Below are 17108 nucleotides of genomic sequence, written 5' to 3' on the forward strand. Positions count from 1 at the left end.
CGGTGGAGCGGTTCGGGCGGGGGCGCGGCACGGTCAGGTGGCGGAGGCCGCGAGGCGGGCCAAGGCTTCCGCGTAGTGGTCGATGAACCGGTCCGCCGTGGCGTCGTCCACCAGCGTCCGCCGGTGGTCCACCGCCAGCAGCACCCGCTGCGACACCGGGTCCTGGATCAGCGATGCGCCGAAGGCGAAGCTGTTCGGCTCGTGCCGCAGCGTCGGCTCGCAGCCGATCCGGCCGTCCTCGATCCGGGCGGCGCTCAGCCGCCCCAGCGCATGGAACCGCAGGTAGCCGAACTGGCTGTCCAGCGCGGTGTCGGCCATCATGCGGGCCAGCCGGGCGAAGGGCACCCGGCGGTGCGGCATCATGTCCAGCTCCTCCCGGTGCACGTGCCGTACCAGCGCGGCCAGGTCGTCCCCGTCCGGCTCCGCGACCAGCGGCACGGTGTTGAGGAACAGCCCGTACACCTCCGTACCGCCCAGCCGTTCCAGCCGGCCGTTCATCGCCAGCCCGGTGGTGACCCGGCGGCGCCCGGTGATCCGGGCCAGCGCGTACAGGTGGGCGGCGAGCGCGACCGACTTGACCGGCACGCCGAGCGCGTCGGCGACCGTGCGCAGCTGCCCGGGAGCGTCCGGCAGCACCCGCTCCACCGTGCGCGGCAGTTCGTGGACGTCCTCGCTGCCCGGCCACAGCTGACCGGTGGCGCCGTCGAGCCGGCTCCGCCAGTACGCGAGGGAGTCCCGGTCGGCGGCTGCCTCGCGTTCCACGGCGACGAAGTCCCGGAAGGCGGTGCGCGGCGGCGGGACGGACGCGGAGGCCGGGTCGGCGGTGAGTGCGGTGTGCCGTTCGAGGATCTCGGTGAGCAGCGAGGTGAAGCTCCAGCCGTCGAGGATGGCGTGGTGTTCGGAGATGGTGAGCTGGAAGGCGTCGTCCGCCAGCCGCTGGACGGTGATCCGGAACAGCGGCGGTTCGGCGAGGTCGAAGGGCCGGTCCCGGTGGTGTTCGAAGACCGCGCGGACCGTGTCGTCCTGCTCGGCCGGGCCGGCTCCCCGCAGGTCCGCGAACTCGACGGGTGCGGGCAGTGTGCCGTGCACCAGCTGGAGCGGTTCGCCGTATCCGGACAGGTCCAGGCCCGTGCGCAGGACGGCGTGCCGGGCCATGGCCTCCTCGACCGAGCGCCGCAGCGCGCTCTCGTCGAGGTCGCCGGTGATCCGGTAGGAGTTGACGTTGTGGTAGCTGTCGGTGCCGCCGGCGACCTCCATGTGGAAGACCATGGAGAGCTGCATCGAGACCATCGGGTAGGCGTCGGCGATCCCCGGCGGCAGCTCGGCCCGGTCCTCCTCGGCGATCAGCGCGAACGGCCGGTCCGCGGCGGGGTCGGCGGCCACCGGCCGGGCCAGCGGCAGGAGTTCGGCGACGGTCGGTGCGTTGAAGACGTCCCGCAGGGTGACCTGCCAGCCCCTGTCATGCAGGGCCCCGGCGAGCTGGACGGCGCGGATGGAGTCCCCGCCGAGGTGGAAGAAGTCGTCGTGGACGCCGATCCCGCCGACACCGAGCACCTCCCTCCAGGCTCCGGCGAACAGCTCCTCCTCCGGTGTGCGCGGCTCGACGTGCCGGCTGGCCGTGCCGGGCGCGGCCCGGTCGGGGTCGGGCAGCGCTGCCCGGTCGACCTTGCCGTTGACGGTGAGCGGCAGCGCGTCCAGCACGGTGACGCTCGCCGGGATCATGTACTCGGGCAGCGAGCGGCCGAGGAAGGCCCGCAGGTCCGCCGGTTGCGCCCGGCAGCTTCCGGTGACGTACGCGGCGAGCCGGTCGTCGTGCACCGTGACCGCGCAGGCGTCCACCTCGGGGTGTGCGGCGACGGCGTTCTCGATCTCGCCGAGCTCGATCCGGAAGCCGCGCAGCTTCACCTGGAGGTCCGCCCGGCCGACGTACTCCAGGCCGCCGTCGGGCAGCCGTCTGGCGACGTCGCCGGTCCGGTAGAGCCGGGCGCCGGGCGGCCCGTACGGGTCGGCGACGAAGCGGCCGGCGGTGAGGCCGGGGCGGCTCCAGTAGCCGTGCGCGAGGCTGCCGCCGCCGATGTACAGCTCGCCGGGGACACCGGGCGGGCTGGGGCGCAGCCAGTCGTCGAGGACGAGAGCGGTGAGGTGCGGCATCGGTTCGCCGACGAGGCTGCGTTCGAAGCCCGCGCCGCCTTCGGCGACGTCGTGCGTCGTGACGTGCACGGTGGTCTCGGTGATGCCGTAGAGGTTGCAGAGCCGGGCGGACGGCAGCGGGTCGAGGTCGTGCCAGCGCCGGACCACGCCGGGATCGAGCGCCTCCCCGCCGAGCATGATCCAGCGCAGCGCGGGCAGGGCGCGGGGGTGGCGGCGCAGTGCCGGTTCGAGCTGGCGCAGCGCCGAGGGGGTGAGGCAGAGGTGGGTGACCCGTTCCTCGTCGAGGAGGCCGGCGAACTCGTCGGGCGAGCGGCTGGTGAGGTGGGGTACGACGACGAGGCGGGCGCCGTGCAGCAGGGCGCCCCACAGCTCCCAGACCGTCCAGTCGAAGGCGTAGCTGTGGAAGAGCGTCCAGACCGTGTCCGGGCCGAAGCCGAAGTGTTCCCGGCCGGAGTCGAGGAGGCGGCTGACGTGTTCGTGGGCGACGGCGACGCCCTTGGGGCGACCGGTGGAGCCGGAGGTGAAGATGAGGTAGGCGATGTCGCCGGGGCGGCCGGCGGCGGGGGGCCGGACGGCCGGGTGGGCGGCGATCTCGCCTGCGTGGGCGTCGAGGTCGAGGGTCTGCCAGGGGCCGTCGGGTGCGCGGTCGGGCCGGTCGGTGAGGACCAGGGTGACGGCGGTGTCGCCGAAGACCAGGGCCGCCCGGTCGGCCGGGGCGGCCAGGTCGACCGGTACGTAGGCGGCCCCGGTCTTGAGCACGGCCAGGATCGCGACGGGCACGGCGGTGGTGCGTTCCAGCAGCAGCCCGACCCGGTCGCCGGGGCGGACGCCGCGGGTGATGAGGGTGTGGGCCAGCCGGTTGGCGCGGCGGTCGAGTTCGGCGTAGTCGAGGGTGCCGTCCGGATCGCTCACGGCGGGCCGGTGCCCGTACGCGTCGGCGGCGCGCTCGAAGAGGTGGTGCAGGCAGTGGCCCGGGGCGAGCCGTGCGGGGCGGTGCGGCGGCCCGGCCGTGGTGAGCCGGAGCACGGTGGCGTCCGGGTCGGCGAGGGCGGCGTCCAGCAGGTCGGCGTAGTCGGCGGCGAGGCGGCGTACGGTGCCGGCGTCGAAGAGGTCGGTGCTGTACTCGGCTTCGCCGCGCAGGACGCCGCCGGCGGTGTCCTCGAAGACGGACCAGGTCAGGTCGAACTTGCTGGTGCCGTTGGAGCGGACGGTGCGCAGGGCGGTGACCCCGGTGCCGAGCGCGAGCGGCGTGGTGTCCTCGGTGTGGGCGCCGAACACCACCTGGACCAGCGGCGGGTGTTGCGGGGTGCGGGTGGCTCCGAGCAGGTCGACCAGTTGGTCGAAGGGGACGTCGAGGTAGCCGAAGGCGTCGAAGGCGCCGTCCTGGAGGTCGGCGAGCAGCCCGCGGAAGGTGGCGTCGGGGGCGAGCCGGACGCGCAGGGGCAGCAGGTTGACGAAGTAGCCGAGCAGGTCGGCCAGTTCGGGGCGGTTGCGGGTGGTGACGGGGGTGCCGACGAGGAGGTCGTCGCTGCCGGTCCAGCGGCCCGTCAGCAGGGCGAAGGCGGCCAGTTGGACGGTGTACGGGGTGACGCCCTCCCGTTCGGCGAGTTCCCTGACCCGGGCGGCGGTGCCGTGGGTGAGGTCGAACGGCTCGGTGGCGCCGCGGTGGCTGCGCTCGGCGGGTCTGGGCCGGTCGCCGGGCAGCTCCAGCAGGGTGGGTGCGCCGTCGAGGGTCTGCTTCCAGTGGGCGAGGTGCTCCTCGTAGGAGGTGTGCTGTTCCTCGTCGGCCCAGTCGGCGTACTGGGTGGTGAGCGTAGGCAGGACGGGGGCCCGGCGCTCGGCGGACGCACGGTAGAGCTCGGCGAGTTCGTGGTCGAAGAGTTCCGCCGACCAGCCGTCCCAGACGATGTGGTGGACCACGAACAGGAGCGTGGTGCGGTCGTCGGCGAGCCGGAACGCCTCGGCGCGCAGGAGGGGTCCGGTGGCCAGCTCGAACGGCTCGGCCGCGCGCGCGGCGATCAGCTGCTCCGCACGGTCGGCCCGTTCGTCCTCGGGTAGTGCGCGGAGGTCTGTGACGGCGAGCGGTACGGCGAGGTCGGCGTGGACGTACTGGCGCGGGCCCTCGGGGTGCAGGGCGAAGGTGGTGCGCAGCGTTTCGTGCCGGGCGGTCACGCCGTCCAGGGCCCGCTGGAGCAGGACGAGGTCGAGCGGTCCGGTGACGTCGTACGTCCAGGGGGTGGTGTAGGTGGCGGCCCGCGGGTTCCACCGGTCGAGGAACCACAGGCCGCGCTGGAGGCCCGTGACCGGGGCGGTACGGAGCACACCGGCGGGCGGGACGGCACCCGGGTCGGCGGTCGCGGTGGCGGGCAGGTCGGCGGACGGGCTCACGGCCTCGTTCCCTTCGGTCGTACGGGCGGGCTGGCGGGTGGGCGGGATGCCGGTCGCGTCATCGCGGGGCCAGCCGTTCGGCGATGGCCCCGACGGTCCGGCCGCGGAAGACCACCTGCGGCGGAACCCGGATGCCGGTCTCCTGGGAGAGGCGCATGGCGACCCGTACGGCGGCCAGCGAGTTGCCCCCGATCCGGAAGAAGTCGGCGTCCGGGCCGAGGTCTTCGGCCAGCTTCAGGACGTCGCGCACGGCGTCGGCGACCAGCCGCTGGTCGCGGGTCAGCGGGTCGGCAGAGCCGGCTGGCGGGCGATCGGCCGGGGCGGGCAGGGCCCGGCGGTCGACCTTGCCGTTCTGGTTGAGCGGCAGCGCGTCCAGCACGTCGAGCGTGGCCGGCACCATGTGCTCGGGCAGCAGCCCGGCCAGGTGGTCGAGCAGGGCGTCCGGGTCGGGCGCCCGGGTCGCACCGGCGGCGGCGGTGACGTAGGCGGCGAGCCGCCGGTCGCCGGGGGCGGGCTCGTGGACGCTGACGGCGGCCTCGCCCACGGACGGGTGGCGGGTGAGGGCGTCCTCGATCTCGCCGGGTTCGACGCGGAAGCCGCGGATCTTCACCTGGTCGTCGATCCGGCCGGTGATCTCCAGCACACCCGCCGCCGTCCGGTGGCCGAGGTCGCCGGTGCGGTAGAGGCGTTCGCCGGGCGGGCCGAACGGGGACGCGACGAACCGCTCGGCGGTCAGCCCGGGCCGGCCGACGTAGCCGAGGGCGAGTCCGCCGCCGGCCGCGTACAGCTCGCCGGTGGCGCCCTCCGGGACGGGCCGCAGCCGCGCGTCGAGGACGTGGACGGCTTTGCCGTGCAGCGGGTGGCCGATCGGGATGGAGGCGCCGGCGGCGTCCTCGGGGGTGGCGCGGTGGCAGGTGGTGAGGCCGAGGCTCTCGACCGGGCCGTAGCCGTTGGCGACGACCAGGTCCGGGTACTGGTCGAGCGCCTTCCCGACGTGGGTGACGGAGGCCCGCTCGCCGGCCGTGAAGGCCACCTTGAGGTCGTCGTAGGTCTCCGGGAACTCCTCCAGCAGGAAGTTGAACAGGCTTGCCGAGAGCTGGAGTTGGGTGACGCCGTGCCGGCGGGTGAGTTCGGTGACGGCCTGCGGGTCGGGCCGCTGGCCGGGCTGGAGCACGCACACACCGCCGAAGGCCAGCGCGCCGTACAGCTCCAGGGCGAAGGCGTCCCAGGAGACCGGTGAGCACTGCAGCCAGACCTCGTCGGGTCCGAAGCGGGCGTAGTCCTGGCCGAGGTAGGTGGCGGTGAGGGCACGGTGCGGGACGGCGACACCCTTGGGGCGGCCGGTGGAGCCGGAGGTGAACATCACGCAGGCGAGGTCGGTGCCGGTGACCGGCAGGCCCGGGTCGTGGCCGGGGCGGCCCGCGACGGCGGCCGCCGCGGCGTCCAGGTCGAGGTGGCGGGCGACGGGGAACGGCGGGCTCGCCTCGCGGTGGGTGATCAGCAGCGCGGCGCCGCTCTCGGTGACCGCGGCCGCCAGCCGTTCGGCGGGGAAGTCCGGGTCGAGCAGGGTGTAGGCGGCGCCGGCCTTCAGCGCGGCGAGCAGGGCGACCACCAGGTCCGGTCCGCGCTCGACCAGGACGGCGACGGTGTCGCCGCGGCCGATGCCCAAGGCCCCGAGGTGGTGGGCGAGGCGGTTGGCGCGCTCGTTCAGGGTGCCGTAGTCGAGGCGGTCCTCGCCGCAGACCAGGGCGGGGGCATGCGGGGCGCGGGCGGCCCGGTCCTCGAACAGCGCGTGTACGGGCGCCTCGACGGCGGTGGCGAGGGTGCCGAGCCAGGCCTCGCACAGCTCGGCCATGGTGGCGGGGTCGAACAGGTCGGAGTCGTACTCGAAGCGGCCGGTGAAGCCGGTGCCCCGGTCGTCGACGGAGATCGACAGGTCGAAGCGGGAGACCGGGTTGGAGTGCAGCTCGCGGGTGACCGGGGTGCCGCCGATGGTCAGCGGGCGGTCGTCCAGCGGGTGCAGTTCCAGCAGCACCTGGCACAGCGGGTTGCGGTCCTCGGTCCGGTCGTCGGGGCGCTCCTCCATGACGGCGCCCGCGATGGCGTCGAACGGCGCCTCCTGGTGCCGGTAGCCGTCGATGGCCACCTCGCGGACGTGGCGGACCAGGTCGCGGAAGTCCATTCCCTCGTCGAGCCGGACGCGCAGGGGCAGCAGGTTGACGAAGTATCCGATCAGGGCGTCGAGTTCGGCGCGGCCGCGGACGCTCACCGGGGAGCCGAGCACGAGGTCGCGCAGGCCGGTCCGCCGGTGGAGGGTGAGCGCGAGCCCGGCGAGCAGCACCATGAACGGGGTCGCGTCCTCGCTGCGGGCCAGCGCCCGGACGGCCTCGGCGACCGGCCGGGGCATCGCGAACCGGTGGAACGCGCCGCGGAAGGACTGGAGTTCGGGGCGGGGCCGGTCGGTGGGGAGCGGGGGCTCGGTGGGTGCGTCGCGCAGGTGTTCGCGCCAGTGGTCGAGTTGCCGCTCTGCGGTGGCGTCCTGTTGCTGCCAGGTGCTGTAGTCGGCGTACTGGATCGCGAGTTCGGGAAGGCCGGCGGGCCGGCCGGTGGCCAGGGAGGCGTACAGGGCAGCCAGTTCGGTCTCCAGGACGGGGAGCGATCCCTCGTCCCAGACGATGTGGTGGCAGAGCAGCAGCAGGGTGGACGTCCCGCCGGTGCGGTAGAGGTGGGCGCGCAGCAGCGGCCCGTTCTCCAGGTCGAAGGGCACCAGCGCGGCCTCGGCGAGCAGGTCGTCCAGTGCTGCGGCGGTGGTCTCCTCGACGGTGAACGGCAGGTCCACGGACGGGTGGACCACCTGCCGGGGGCCGTCCTCGCCCAGCTCGAAGGTGGTGCGCAGCGCTTCGTGCCGGTCGACCACGCCGGCCAGGGCCCGGCGGAGCAGCTCGGGGTCGACGGGTCCGGCGAAGCGGAACACCCAGGGCACGATGTAGGTGGGCGCGCCGGGGTTCCACTGGTCCAGGAACCACAGTCCGCGCTGGAAGTTCGCGAGCGGCGCCTCGGTGGCACCGGCCCGGGCCAGGGCCGGTCGTTCGCCGTCGTCCGAGGCCGCGGTGACCGCGGCGGCGAACTCGGCGAGGGTCGGCGCGTCGAAGATCGTGTACGGGGAGATCATGCCGAACACGTCGAAGACGCGGCCGACCACGCGCACTGCGGTGAGCGAATCGCCGCCCAGGTGGAAGAAGTTGTCGTCGGCGCCTACCTCGGGCACCCCGAGTACGTCGGCCCAGACGGCGGCGATCAGCTGCTCGGCGGGGGTGCGAGGGGCTCGGCGGGCGGCGGGCGGCGCAGCGGCGTCGGCCCGGGGCTCGGGCAGCGCCGCCCGGTCCACCTTGCCGCCGGCGGTCAGCGGGAGGGCGTCCAGCGGGGTGACGGTCGAGGGGACCATGTGCTCGGGGAGCCGCTCGGCCAGGTGGGCGCGCAGCACGGCCGGATCGGGAGCGTCGGCGGCGCTGCCGGAGCCGGTCACGTACGCGGCGAGCCGGCCCTCGTACGCCACCACGACCGCTGCGGCAACGCCGGGGTACCCGGCCAGGACCTGTTCGATCTCGCCGGGCTCCACCCGGAAGCCGCGGACCTTCACCTGGTGGTCCGTACGGCCGACGAACTCCAGCGGGGCGTAGGTGCCGGACCGCCGGACGACGTCACCGGTGCGGTACATGCGGGCGCCCGGCTCCGGCGCGAAGGGGTCCGCGACGAACCGGCCCGCGGTCAGGCCCGGGCGGCCGTGGTAGCCGGAGGCCTGCACCGGGCCGCCGAGGTACAGCTCGCCGGAGTCGCCGGGCGCCACCGGCCGCAGCCGGTCGTCCAGCACGTACGCGCGGCGTCCGCCGAGCGGCCGGCCGATGGGCACCGTGTCGGCCTCGGCCCCGGCTTCGGCCCCGCCGGCGGCGGGGGCGGCCGGCTCGTGGACGGTGGCGGTGACGACGGTCTCGGTGGGCCCGTAGGCGTTGAGCAGCGGCACCCCGGTGCCGGCCCGCCAGCGGGCCGCGGCGGCCGGGTAGAGCCTGTCGCTGCCGGAGATCATCAGGCGGAGGGTGCGCGGCGGGCGGGCGTCCTCGCGCAGCGCGGCCACCACCTCCTGGAAGTAGCCGGCGGCGAGGTTGGCGACGGTGACCCGCTCGGCGTCCAGTAGCTCCAGCAGGGCCGCGGGAGCGAGGAGCTGCTCCTCCGGTACGACGACGCAGGCGCCGACCGAGAGTGCGGTGAGCACCTGCTCGACGGCCACGTCCACGGTCGGGCGGGCGAGGTGCAGCACCACGTCGTCCTCGGTGAGGCCGAAGGACTCGACGGCGGCGGCCAGGTGGGCGGTCAGCGCGGCGAGGGGGACGTGCACGCCCTTGGGGCGGCCGGTGGTGCCCGAGGTGTAGACGAGGTAACCCGCGGCGCAGTCGCGGCCCTGCCGGTCCGGGGCGTCGGCCGGGCTCGTGGACGGGCCTGTGGCCGGGGCCGTGGCCGGGGCCGGGTCCGTGGCCGGGTCGAGTTCGCCGTCGGCGTAGGCGAGGGCGGCGCCGGCGTCGGCACGGATCCAGCGGTTGCGCTCCTGCGGAGCCTCCCGGTCCAGCGGCAGGTAGGTGGCGCCGGCGCGGAGCGCGGCGAGCAGGCCGACCACGTGGTCGAGCCGGTTCCTGCCGGTGACGGCCACCGTCGCGCCGGGCGCGGTCCGGGCGGCGATCCGGGCGGCGAGGGCGCCGCTCAGCTCGTCCAGCTCCCGGTAGGCGACGGTCCGGGCGCCCAGCCTCAGGGCCGGGCGGTCCGGGAACCGGCGTGCGACGGATATGAAGGGCAAACCGCGAGATTCCATCATCCAACCCCGATGAATTAACGACGCTGCGGGTAGTGGTCTCGACGATAGGCCCGCCGTTCCGGGCCGATCGGCAGATTGCCCGGAAGGCGATCGGCAGTTTCAACTGCCGCTCGAATCATGCGGATGACGTGCAGACACGACAGCCCGTAAAGGCACACAAAGGCACCTGGACGGGCTGCGGGAAAAGCCTTCTCTGCTATTCGATTCTATCCGGCGGCGGGAATTCCAGGGAAATGCGGGGCCCATACGTCGTCCCGGTCGAGCGCGGCCGGAGCATATTTCCCGAGGGCGCTGATCAGCATTCGGAGTTCGAGCGCGAGGCACTCCGTGAACCGGATCAGCCCGGTCTGCGGGTCCTCGGCCGTGGCGAGCAGGGCCGCCCGGCCCAGCCCCACCGCGCGGGCGCCCAGCGCCAGGCTCTTCACCGCGCGGCCGCCCTCCCACATCCGTCCGGAGACCAGCAGGCAGGGCGGCGGCCCGGCGGCCGCCAGCCGGCGCAGGCACTCCCCGAGCGGCAGGCCGACCTGGGCCGGGAAGGCCTCCGGCGCCCAGCCGGTGCCGCCTTCGGCGCCGTCCACCGTGACGGCGTCCGCCCCGGCCTCGGCGGCCACCCGGGCGGCCTCGGCGACGTCCCGGCCCGGATGCAGCTTCACCCAGACCCGGGCCCGGGGGAAGTTGTTGCGCATCAGCCGGACCTGCTGGCGCAGGATCTCCGCCGTGAAGGTGCCGGGCGTACTGGAGCGCAGCACCCGGCCGTCGCCGAACACGTCGTCCAGCCCGTACCGGTCGCCGACCCGGGCGGCGGCTTCCGCGTCCAGTACGGTCATCCCGCCGAGGCCCGGCTTGGCCCCCTGCCCCAGCTTGAGTTCGAAGGCGAGCCGCCCGGATTCGAGGAGCGGCAGCGCCGCCGGGTCGCTGTAGAGGAGGTTCCACACCTCGGCGTCGGCGTCCTCGGTGGACTGCTGCACGGCGACCCCGCCCCGCCCGTCCGGGAGCTGCTCGGCGTAGGCGCGGAGCCGGCCGAGGAGCGCCCGATCGGCCGGCTCGCCCTGTCTGCCGTAGCCGTTCACCGGGACCACGTTCTCGCCGATCACCATGGGGATGCCGAGCGCGCCCGCCTGCCGGCTGAGGGCGAGACCGAGATCGCCGCCGGCCGCACGGGTGGAGCCGAGCGCCGACACGTACACCGGCAGCGCGGAGGTGAAGCCGCCCATGGCGGTGGTGAGTTCCACGTCCCGGTAGTCGGGTTCGCGGCCGAGGTCGATCAGCCGGGCGAGCCGTTGCGGCATGAGGACCGGCGGGGTGATCCGCAGCGTGTCGAGCGGGTCGTGCCCGCCGTCCGACCACCGGGCGCCGCCGTGCTCCGCACCGAACAGGACCCGGCCGTACTCGCCGGGCGGGGGGAACGCCGCCGCCGCGCCGGCCCGGGCGCGCCGCCGGACCTCCTCCTCGGGGAAGCCGGGTGCCGAGAGGTCGCTCACGGCGACACCACCCCGGCGAGCTTCGGGAAGGCGCTGGCCTGCCAGACGGCGTCCAGCCCGGCGACGTAGCGGGTGAGCCGCTCGACGCCGATGCCGAAGCCGGCGCTGCCGGGCACCCCCTCGCGGACCAGGTCGAGGTACCAGCGGTACTTCTGCGGGTTCTCGCCGGTCTCCCGCATCCGGGTGACGATCTCCGCGTAGTCGTTGGTGCGCTGGCTGCCGCTGCACAGCTCGCCGTAGCCCTCTGCTGCGACCAGGTCGAAGTTGCGCAGCAGGCCGGGCTGTTCGGGATCCTCCCGGTCGTAGAAGCCGCGTGAGCCCTTGGGGTAGTCGGTGACGAAGAACGGCCGGTCCCGCCGTGCGGACAGCAACGCCTCGCCGTCCCAGTCGAGTTCTGCGTCCGGGCTCTGCGGGTGGCCGAGCCCCTGGAGTTCGGCGACGGCCTCGGCGTGCCGCATGCGGCCGAACGAGCCCTTCAGCAGTTCGGTGAAGGCGTCGACGTCCCGGCCCAGTTCGGCGAACTCCTTCGGCAGCTCACGGACCGCGCTGTCGACCATGTGCACCACCAGCTCCTCGACGAGCCGTACGGCGTCGTCCCTGGTGGCACCCGCCATCTCCACGTCGAGCTGGTGGAACTCGGCCAGGTGGCGGCTGGTGCCTGCGGTCTCCAGCGGCTCCAGCCGGACGTTGGGGGCGATGCAGAAGATCTTGTCGAAGGCGAGCAGCGAGGCCTGCTTGTAGAGGATGGCGCTCGTCATCAGCTTGTAGCGGTGTCCGTAGAAGTCGACGTCGACCTGTTTGGAGCCGCGCGAGCCGGGGTCGGTGACGGGCCCGATGATCGGCGGGAGCAACTCGGTGAAGCCGGCACCGCGCAGGAATTCGCGGGCTGCGAAGAGGAGCTGGTGCTGGATCCGGAGCGCGCTGCGCGTGGTCGGGGCGGTCAGGTGGCGCCCGGGATCCGGGATCGGTGCGCAGGCGTAGGAGGAGGCGGAGGCGGCGGGGGCCGTGGGCCCGTCGGTGGTCATGGTGTGGTCAGTCCCAACTCTCGTCGTGGCGTGGACGTCGTACGTGGCGGAACGGGCACGGGTGGCGCAGGCAGGGGTGCGCGGGCCGGGTCGGCGGCGCGGTCGTCGTAGGTCCGCTGGACGTGGGAGAGCGCCGAGATCAGCCCGGCCGAACCGAGGATCGGCGGACGCGGGCCACCGCCGTCCGCGAGTCCGGCGATCGGCATCGAGCCGACGCTCGACCAGAGCAGGCGGCCGTCGGGCGCGAGCGAGGTGCGGGCCCGGCCGGCGTTGTCGGGGTGCAGGCAGTAGGGGACGTCCAGGTAGCCGGCGGCGAAGGCCCGTACCAGCGCCCGGCCGACGTCCGCGTCCAGCTCCAGCACGGCGCCGATCAGGGCCCGCGCCTCCGCCTCGATGCCGGTGTCGGCGGCGTGCGGGCCGGGCGCGCCGGCGGTCAGCGCCGGGCGGGCGCGTTCGTCGGCGGCGGCCGCGGCCGCCGTCTCCAGGGCGCGGAGGTTCTCGGCGACGGTCGGTATGCGGTGGGCCTCGGCCGTGGTCTTGACGATCAACCGGGCCGCGCCGGCCCGTACCGCCAGCCGGGCCGCGTCCTGCAGCAGCAGGCGGGCCCCGCCGGGTGAGCGCGGGAAGACGCCCATGTAGGCGTAGAGCACGACGTGGTGGTCGACGTCCGGCAGCAGTTCGCCGGCCAGCCTCCCGAGTACGGTGAGCGCCTCCTCGTCCTGGCGCGGATCGGCCTGCTGGGCGTAACTGAGCGAGACCGAGGTCAGCCCGTGCTGCCGGAAGAACAGCGCCTCCAGCACGCTGACCGCGATCAGCAGGCTCGGCGGACAGAGCTGGCCCATCAGGCAGCCGCCGAAGGTCTCCAGGTGGGGCGAGGCGCCGTACTCACGCGTGGAGGCCAGCAGTTCGCAGCTGCGCTGCCAGGCGGTGACCGCTTCCCGCAGCGGCGTACGGCTGTACGGCATGCAGTACGAGACCGGGCCGCCCTCGGTGGCGTCCAGGCCGACCGCCAGCAGCGCCCGGACGATGTGCTCGGGCATCGCCGAACCGTGCCGGACCTGTACCGGGAAGTGGGCGTCCGCGATGCCGTGCAGGACCGCGCGGGTGGTGTCGGCGGGGTGGGTGGCGATCGGGTAGCCGTTCAGGGCGACGCCCTCGGCGAGCGCGCGCCGGACGGCTTCGAGGTCGCCGGTGCGGGTGTAGCTGTCGAGCGTGATGGTGCCGACTGAGACGGCGTCCGCGTCCCGGGTGGCCCGCAGGCCGTCGCGCATCCGCAGCGGATCGGCCATGCCCATCCGGGGCTGGACGACCAGGGCACCGGCAGCGCGGGACCGGGCGACGAAGGCGCCGAAGCCGGACGCCGGGGCGGCGGGCGCGGCGGAGGCGGCAGGGGAGGCAGGGGAGGCAGGGGCGATAGGTGCAGCAAAGGCGGCAGGGGAGGCAGGGACTTCCGGTCGCACGGCGGGAGCGCCCCCCGCCCCGCCCCCGTAGCCGGTCACAGCAACACCCCGGACCCGGCGGGCAGCGCGGCCCTGGACCCGTCGGCCACGGCGGGCAGCGTGCGCGACGCGGCGCCGGGCAGCGAACCGACGAAGGACTGGAACTCCAGCACCGAGCCGCCCTCTTCGAAGACCCCGTCGAAGCCCGCCGCCAGCAGCGCCCGCTGCCGGGCCGGCGTGCCGGACCCGGAGATCCCGAGCTTGCCGCCGATCACGGTCGGCGTGCGGGCCAGTTCGGGGCGGGCGCGCAGCGCCTCGACCACCCGCAGTCCGTCGTTGTAGCCGTGCCCGTTGACACTGCTCAGGACGATGAGGTCCGGCTCGATCCGACGGCACTCGGCGACCAGCAGCTCGTCCGGCACGCACGCGCCCAGGTTGGTGACCCTGTGGCCGAGCTCCTCCAGCAGCAGCTGGAGGAAGACCAGGTTCCAGGTGTGCGAGTCCGAGGCCATGGTCGTCACGACGACGTCCAGACCGGTCGGCTCGGCCTTTCCGTGCTGCTCCACGGCATGCTGCTCCACGGCGCAAACCCTCTGTGTCGGTAGGTGGTGGGGAGCCCCGGCCAGGGGCGGGACTCCAGGTGCCCGGTCGGGTCGGACCTCCGCGGTACGGGTCCGGCTCGCCCGGCCGTGGACAGAACGCTAAGGAGGTTCCGGACACCGCACCGGCAGCTCGTCCGGCAGGATGCGGGCAGTATCGGCCCAGGCCGCAGCGGGCGTACGGGACGGCGGGCGCGGCCTCGCGGGAGACCGCGGGTCCGGTTTCAGCTCGCCGCCGCCAGCTCCGCGTACACGCCGGTGCCGCACAGCCGCCGGCAGAGGTTCAGCACGGTGAACCGGACGCCGTCACGGGCCGGGACGCCGCGGATCAGTCCGCTCGCCAGCAGCTCGTGCACCGCCGCCAGGCACTCCTGCGGCGGCCTGCCGCTCAGCTCGACGGCGTCCTCGCCCGACCAGTCCCCCGGGGTGGCCGCGAGCCGCTCCAGCAGGTCCCGCTGGGCCGGCGTCAGCCGGTCCAGTGCGGCTCCGAGCGCCGCCCCCACGTCCGCCCTGCCGCCGAACCCCGCCGGGGGCGGCGCGAGATGGAACGGCCCGTCGGTCAGCCGCGCCACCAGCTGGCGCGGGGAGAGCACCGTCGACCAGCCCGCCACCAGCTCCAACGCCCCCGGCAGCCCGTCGAGCTGACGGCATATCGAGGCCACGGCCGGGGCCTCCTCGGGCTCCAGTCGGAAGCCGGGCCGCAGTCGGCGCAGGTGGGAGAGCAGCAGCCGTACGGCGCCCACCTCGGCCAGCGCCACCGGGTCGTGGTCGAGTTCCGGACCGGGGGTGGGCAGCGGGGCGAGCGGAATCACCTGCCCGCCGGGCAGCGGCTGCGCCACCCGGGCGGTGATCAGCACGCGCAGGCCGGGGCAGCGGTGGAACAGTTCGTCGAGCAGGGCGGTGTCCACGCCGGTGCCGGCGCCGTCGAGCACCAGCAGGGTGGGCCGCTCCCCGATCGCGCGGGCGAGGTCGGCGCGGCGTTCGAGTCCGGCGGCGGGCTGCCGGCCGCAGTCGATCCAGCGCACCGACCACCCCGGGGCGAGGTGCAGCCGTCTCGCGACCTCCAGGACCAGCCGGGTCTTGCCGACCCCGCCCAGGCCGGCCACGGTGACCAGCCGGTCGCCGTGCACGGCGAGGGCGTCGGTCAGCACCTCTGCCTCCAGCTCCCGGCCGACGATCGCGCCCCGGGCGACCGGTGGCGCGGTCGGTTCGTCGCGCGGCTCCTCCAGGAGCGCCTGCCGGCGTGCGGCCGCCTCGAAACGCGACCGGTGGTGGCCCTCCAGCCGCAGCGCGTCGGCCAGCAGGCGGACCGTCTCCTGCCGGGGGCGCTGCACCCGCCCGCTCTCCATGTCGCGGATCGCCCGCACGCTCAGGGTCGCGTGATCGGCGAGCACCTGCTGGGTCAGCCCGACACGTTCGCGCCGGACCCTGAGCAGCTCGCCGAAGCCCGTCGCCGACTGCAGAGACGTAACACCGTGCATGCCTAGTCCACCTTCCGTGGGTTGGCCAAGTACCGGGGACCGAGGGGCCCGGCGGCCGTACGGCCCACCGAGGGCGGCTGCGACCGGTGGTGACCCCGAGCCGTGCTCCCCTTGTCGCCGATGGTCGCCGCCCCGGCTCTACGACCGATCAACACGGGATCACCACCCACCCACGCGGTCGGCCCGGTTGATCCGCGAGCACCCCGAACCGATCACGGGTCCGCTGCCCCTGTCCGCCACTTCAACGGCGCCTGCGCACCGTCAGCAGGATCTCCCCCAGTACGGCTGCCGCAGCACGACGGCGGGCCGCCGTCCGATCCGGGGCCCGGCGCACTGACACCGCAGCCGTGGCCCCTGTGGGCGCCGGCGGGGGCCCTCGATGTGCAGCAGCCGGCCGTTCCGGAACGCTCGAGGAGGGCTCGGTCGGGAAAGGAGTCGCCGCACGCTTGCCTTAGGGTGACCCCATGGTGGGGCATTCGAGTACACGACAGCGGCTCGTCGTCGCCTTCGTCTCCTTCGTCCTGGCGACCGCCGCGACGGTCGTGGCGGCGGCTTCGTCGACAGGTCCCGCGTCGGACGCCGACGCGCGGCCCGTCGGCGGGTTCCAGCGGCCGCCCGAGCCGCCCAAGCAGCACGATCTGCGACTCGGCCTCTCCTACGGTGACACCCTCACCTGGAAGTCCGACGACGGCCTGGCCGCCGCCCTCAACGACGCGGTCGGTCTGGGCACCACCTGGATCCGGGTGGACCTGTCCTGGAACAACATCCAGCCGGACAGCCCGCGCACCTACCAGTGGCAGCGCTTCGACCGGATCGTGAAAGCGGCCCGCGAACGCAACCTCGACGTCCTCGCCACCGTCGCCTACACCCCCGCATGGGCAAGGGCCGAGTCCTGCACGGGGCACCGTCCCACGTGTCCGCCTGCCGACCCCAAGAAATTCGCCGCGTTCGCGAAACTCGCCGCCCTGCGCTACGCGCCCCAGGGCGTGCACACGTGGGAGGTCTGGAACGAGCCCAACCTCCCCCAGTTCTGGTACCCCAAGCCCGACGCGAAGGCGTACACCGCCCTGCTCAACTCCACCGCCGCCTCGCTGCGCGAAGCCGACCCGACGGCCTACGTACTGATGGGCGGTCTGGCCGCCGTCGGCACCTGGGAATCCATCAAGTACGTCTCCCACCTGGACTTCCTGGAACAGGTCTGCCGGCTCGGCGGCAACAAGATGGTGGACGCGCTCAGCTACCACCCCTACGCCTGGCCCCAGCTCCCGCACGACGGCAAGGTGTTCCAGGAGGTCAGCAGCGCCGGGGAGAACCTGGTCGGCGTGGCCGAGCGGCACGGGACACCCGGCATGCCGGTGTGGCTGACGGAGACGGGCGCGCCGACCAACGGTCCGGGCAACCCCGCCGCCGACGAGAAGTCCCGGACGGAGAACATCACGCACGTCAGCGAGGAGTTCCAGGCGCGGATCGCCACCGACACCGTGCCGACCGCCGTGAAGGACAAATACGTGGCCGCCGCGTTCTGGTTCGCCCACCAGGACACGGCCACCGGCAACGACAAGAGCCATTCCAAGTACTACGGACTGCGCCGCTACGACGGTTCCGCGAAGCCCGCGTTCGCCGCGCTCCGGGCTGCCATCGAGGAGTACGCGAAGAAGCAGCCCCGCTAGGCCGGCCGGC

Annotated in this window: 8 protein-coding genes; 1 reads left to right on the forward strand and 7 read right to left on the reverse strand. The window is 74.3% G+C overall.

All coding sequences use genetic code 11. The features are described from left to right. Nucleotides 1-33: 33 nt before the first annotated feature. The 7 genes from AB0F82_RS02820 to AB0F82_RS02850 all read right to left on the reverse strand — a co-directional run bounded on the left by AB0F82_RS02820 (nucleotide 34) and on the right by AB0F82_RS02850 (nucleotide 15428). Nucleotides 34-4539 (reverse strand): amino acid adenylation domain-containing protein, encoded by a 4506-nt coding sequence (locus AB0F82_RS02820; RefSeq protein WP_362623104.1) that lies wholly within the window; start codon nucleotides 4537-4539, stop codon nucleotides 34-36. A 58-nt stretch (nucleotides 4540-4597) separates the two neighbouring features. After that, on the reverse strand, nucleotides 4598-9400 hold the full coding sequence (locus tag AB0F82_RS02825; RefSeq protein ID WP_436842024.1) for an amino acid adenylation domain-containing protein: 4803 nt from the start codon (nucleotides 9398-9400) through the stop codon (nucleotides 4598-4600). Between the two features lie 209 nt (nucleotides 9401-9609). Continuing rightward, nucleotides 9610-10884 carry a glutamate synthase-related protein gene (locus AB0F82_RS02830; RefSeq protein ID WP_362623110.1) on the reverse strand — a complete coding sequence of 425 codons (1275 nt, stop codon included), beginning with the start codon at nucleotides 10882-10884 and terminating at the stop codon, nucleotides 9610-9612. Further along, a complete protein-coding gene (locus tag AB0F82_RS02835; protein WP_362623112.1) occupies nucleotides 10881-11909 on the reverse strand; it encodes an asparagine synthetase A in 1029 nt (342 codons plus the stop codon). The genes AB0F82_RS02830 and AB0F82_RS02835 overlap by 4 nt, the downstream gene beginning before the upstream one ends. Further along, the gene (locus tag AB0F82_RS02840) at nucleotides 11906-13324 is read right to left on the reverse strand and encodes a methylaspartate mutase (protein ID WP_362623435.1); all 1419 of its coding nucleotides are present in this window, start codon (nucleotides 13322-13324) and stop codon (nucleotides 11906-11908) included. The genes AB0F82_RS02835 and AB0F82_RS02840 overlap by 4 nt, the downstream gene beginning before the upstream one ends. Before the next feature lie 80 nt (nucleotides 13325-13404). Beyond that, nucleotides 13405-13929: a cobalamin B12-binding domain-containing protein gene (locus AB0F82_RS02845; RefSeq protein WP_362623115.1), complete on the reverse strand. Its 525-nt coding sequence runs from the start codon at nucleotides 13927-13929 to the stop codon at nucleotides 13405-13407. Nucleotides 13930-14171: 242 nt separating this feature from the next. Continuing rightward, nucleotides 14172-15428 (reverse strand): helix-turn-helix domain-containing protein, encoded by a 1257-nt coding sequence (locus AB0F82_RS02850; RefSeq protein ID WP_362623118.1) that lies wholly within the window; start codon nucleotides 15426-15428, stop codon nucleotides 14172-14174. Nucleotides 15429-15892: 464 nt separating this feature from the next. On the opposite strand from AB0F82_RS02850, the gene AB0F82_RS02855 reads away from it, so the two are divergent. Beyond that, complete coding sequence (locus tag AB0F82_RS02855; protein ID WP_362623121.1) at nucleotides 15893-17098, forward strand: cellulase family glycosylhydrolase; 1206 nt, start codon at nucleotides 15893-15895, stop codon at nucleotides 17096-17098. Nucleotides 17099-17108: the final 10 nt, after the last annotated feature.

Origin of the sequence: Streptomyces virginiae, assembly GCF_040638905.1 — a bacterium.
Lineage (GTDB): Bacteria > Actinomycetota > Actinomycetes > Streptomycetales > Streptomycetaceae > Streptomyces > Streptomyces virginiae_B.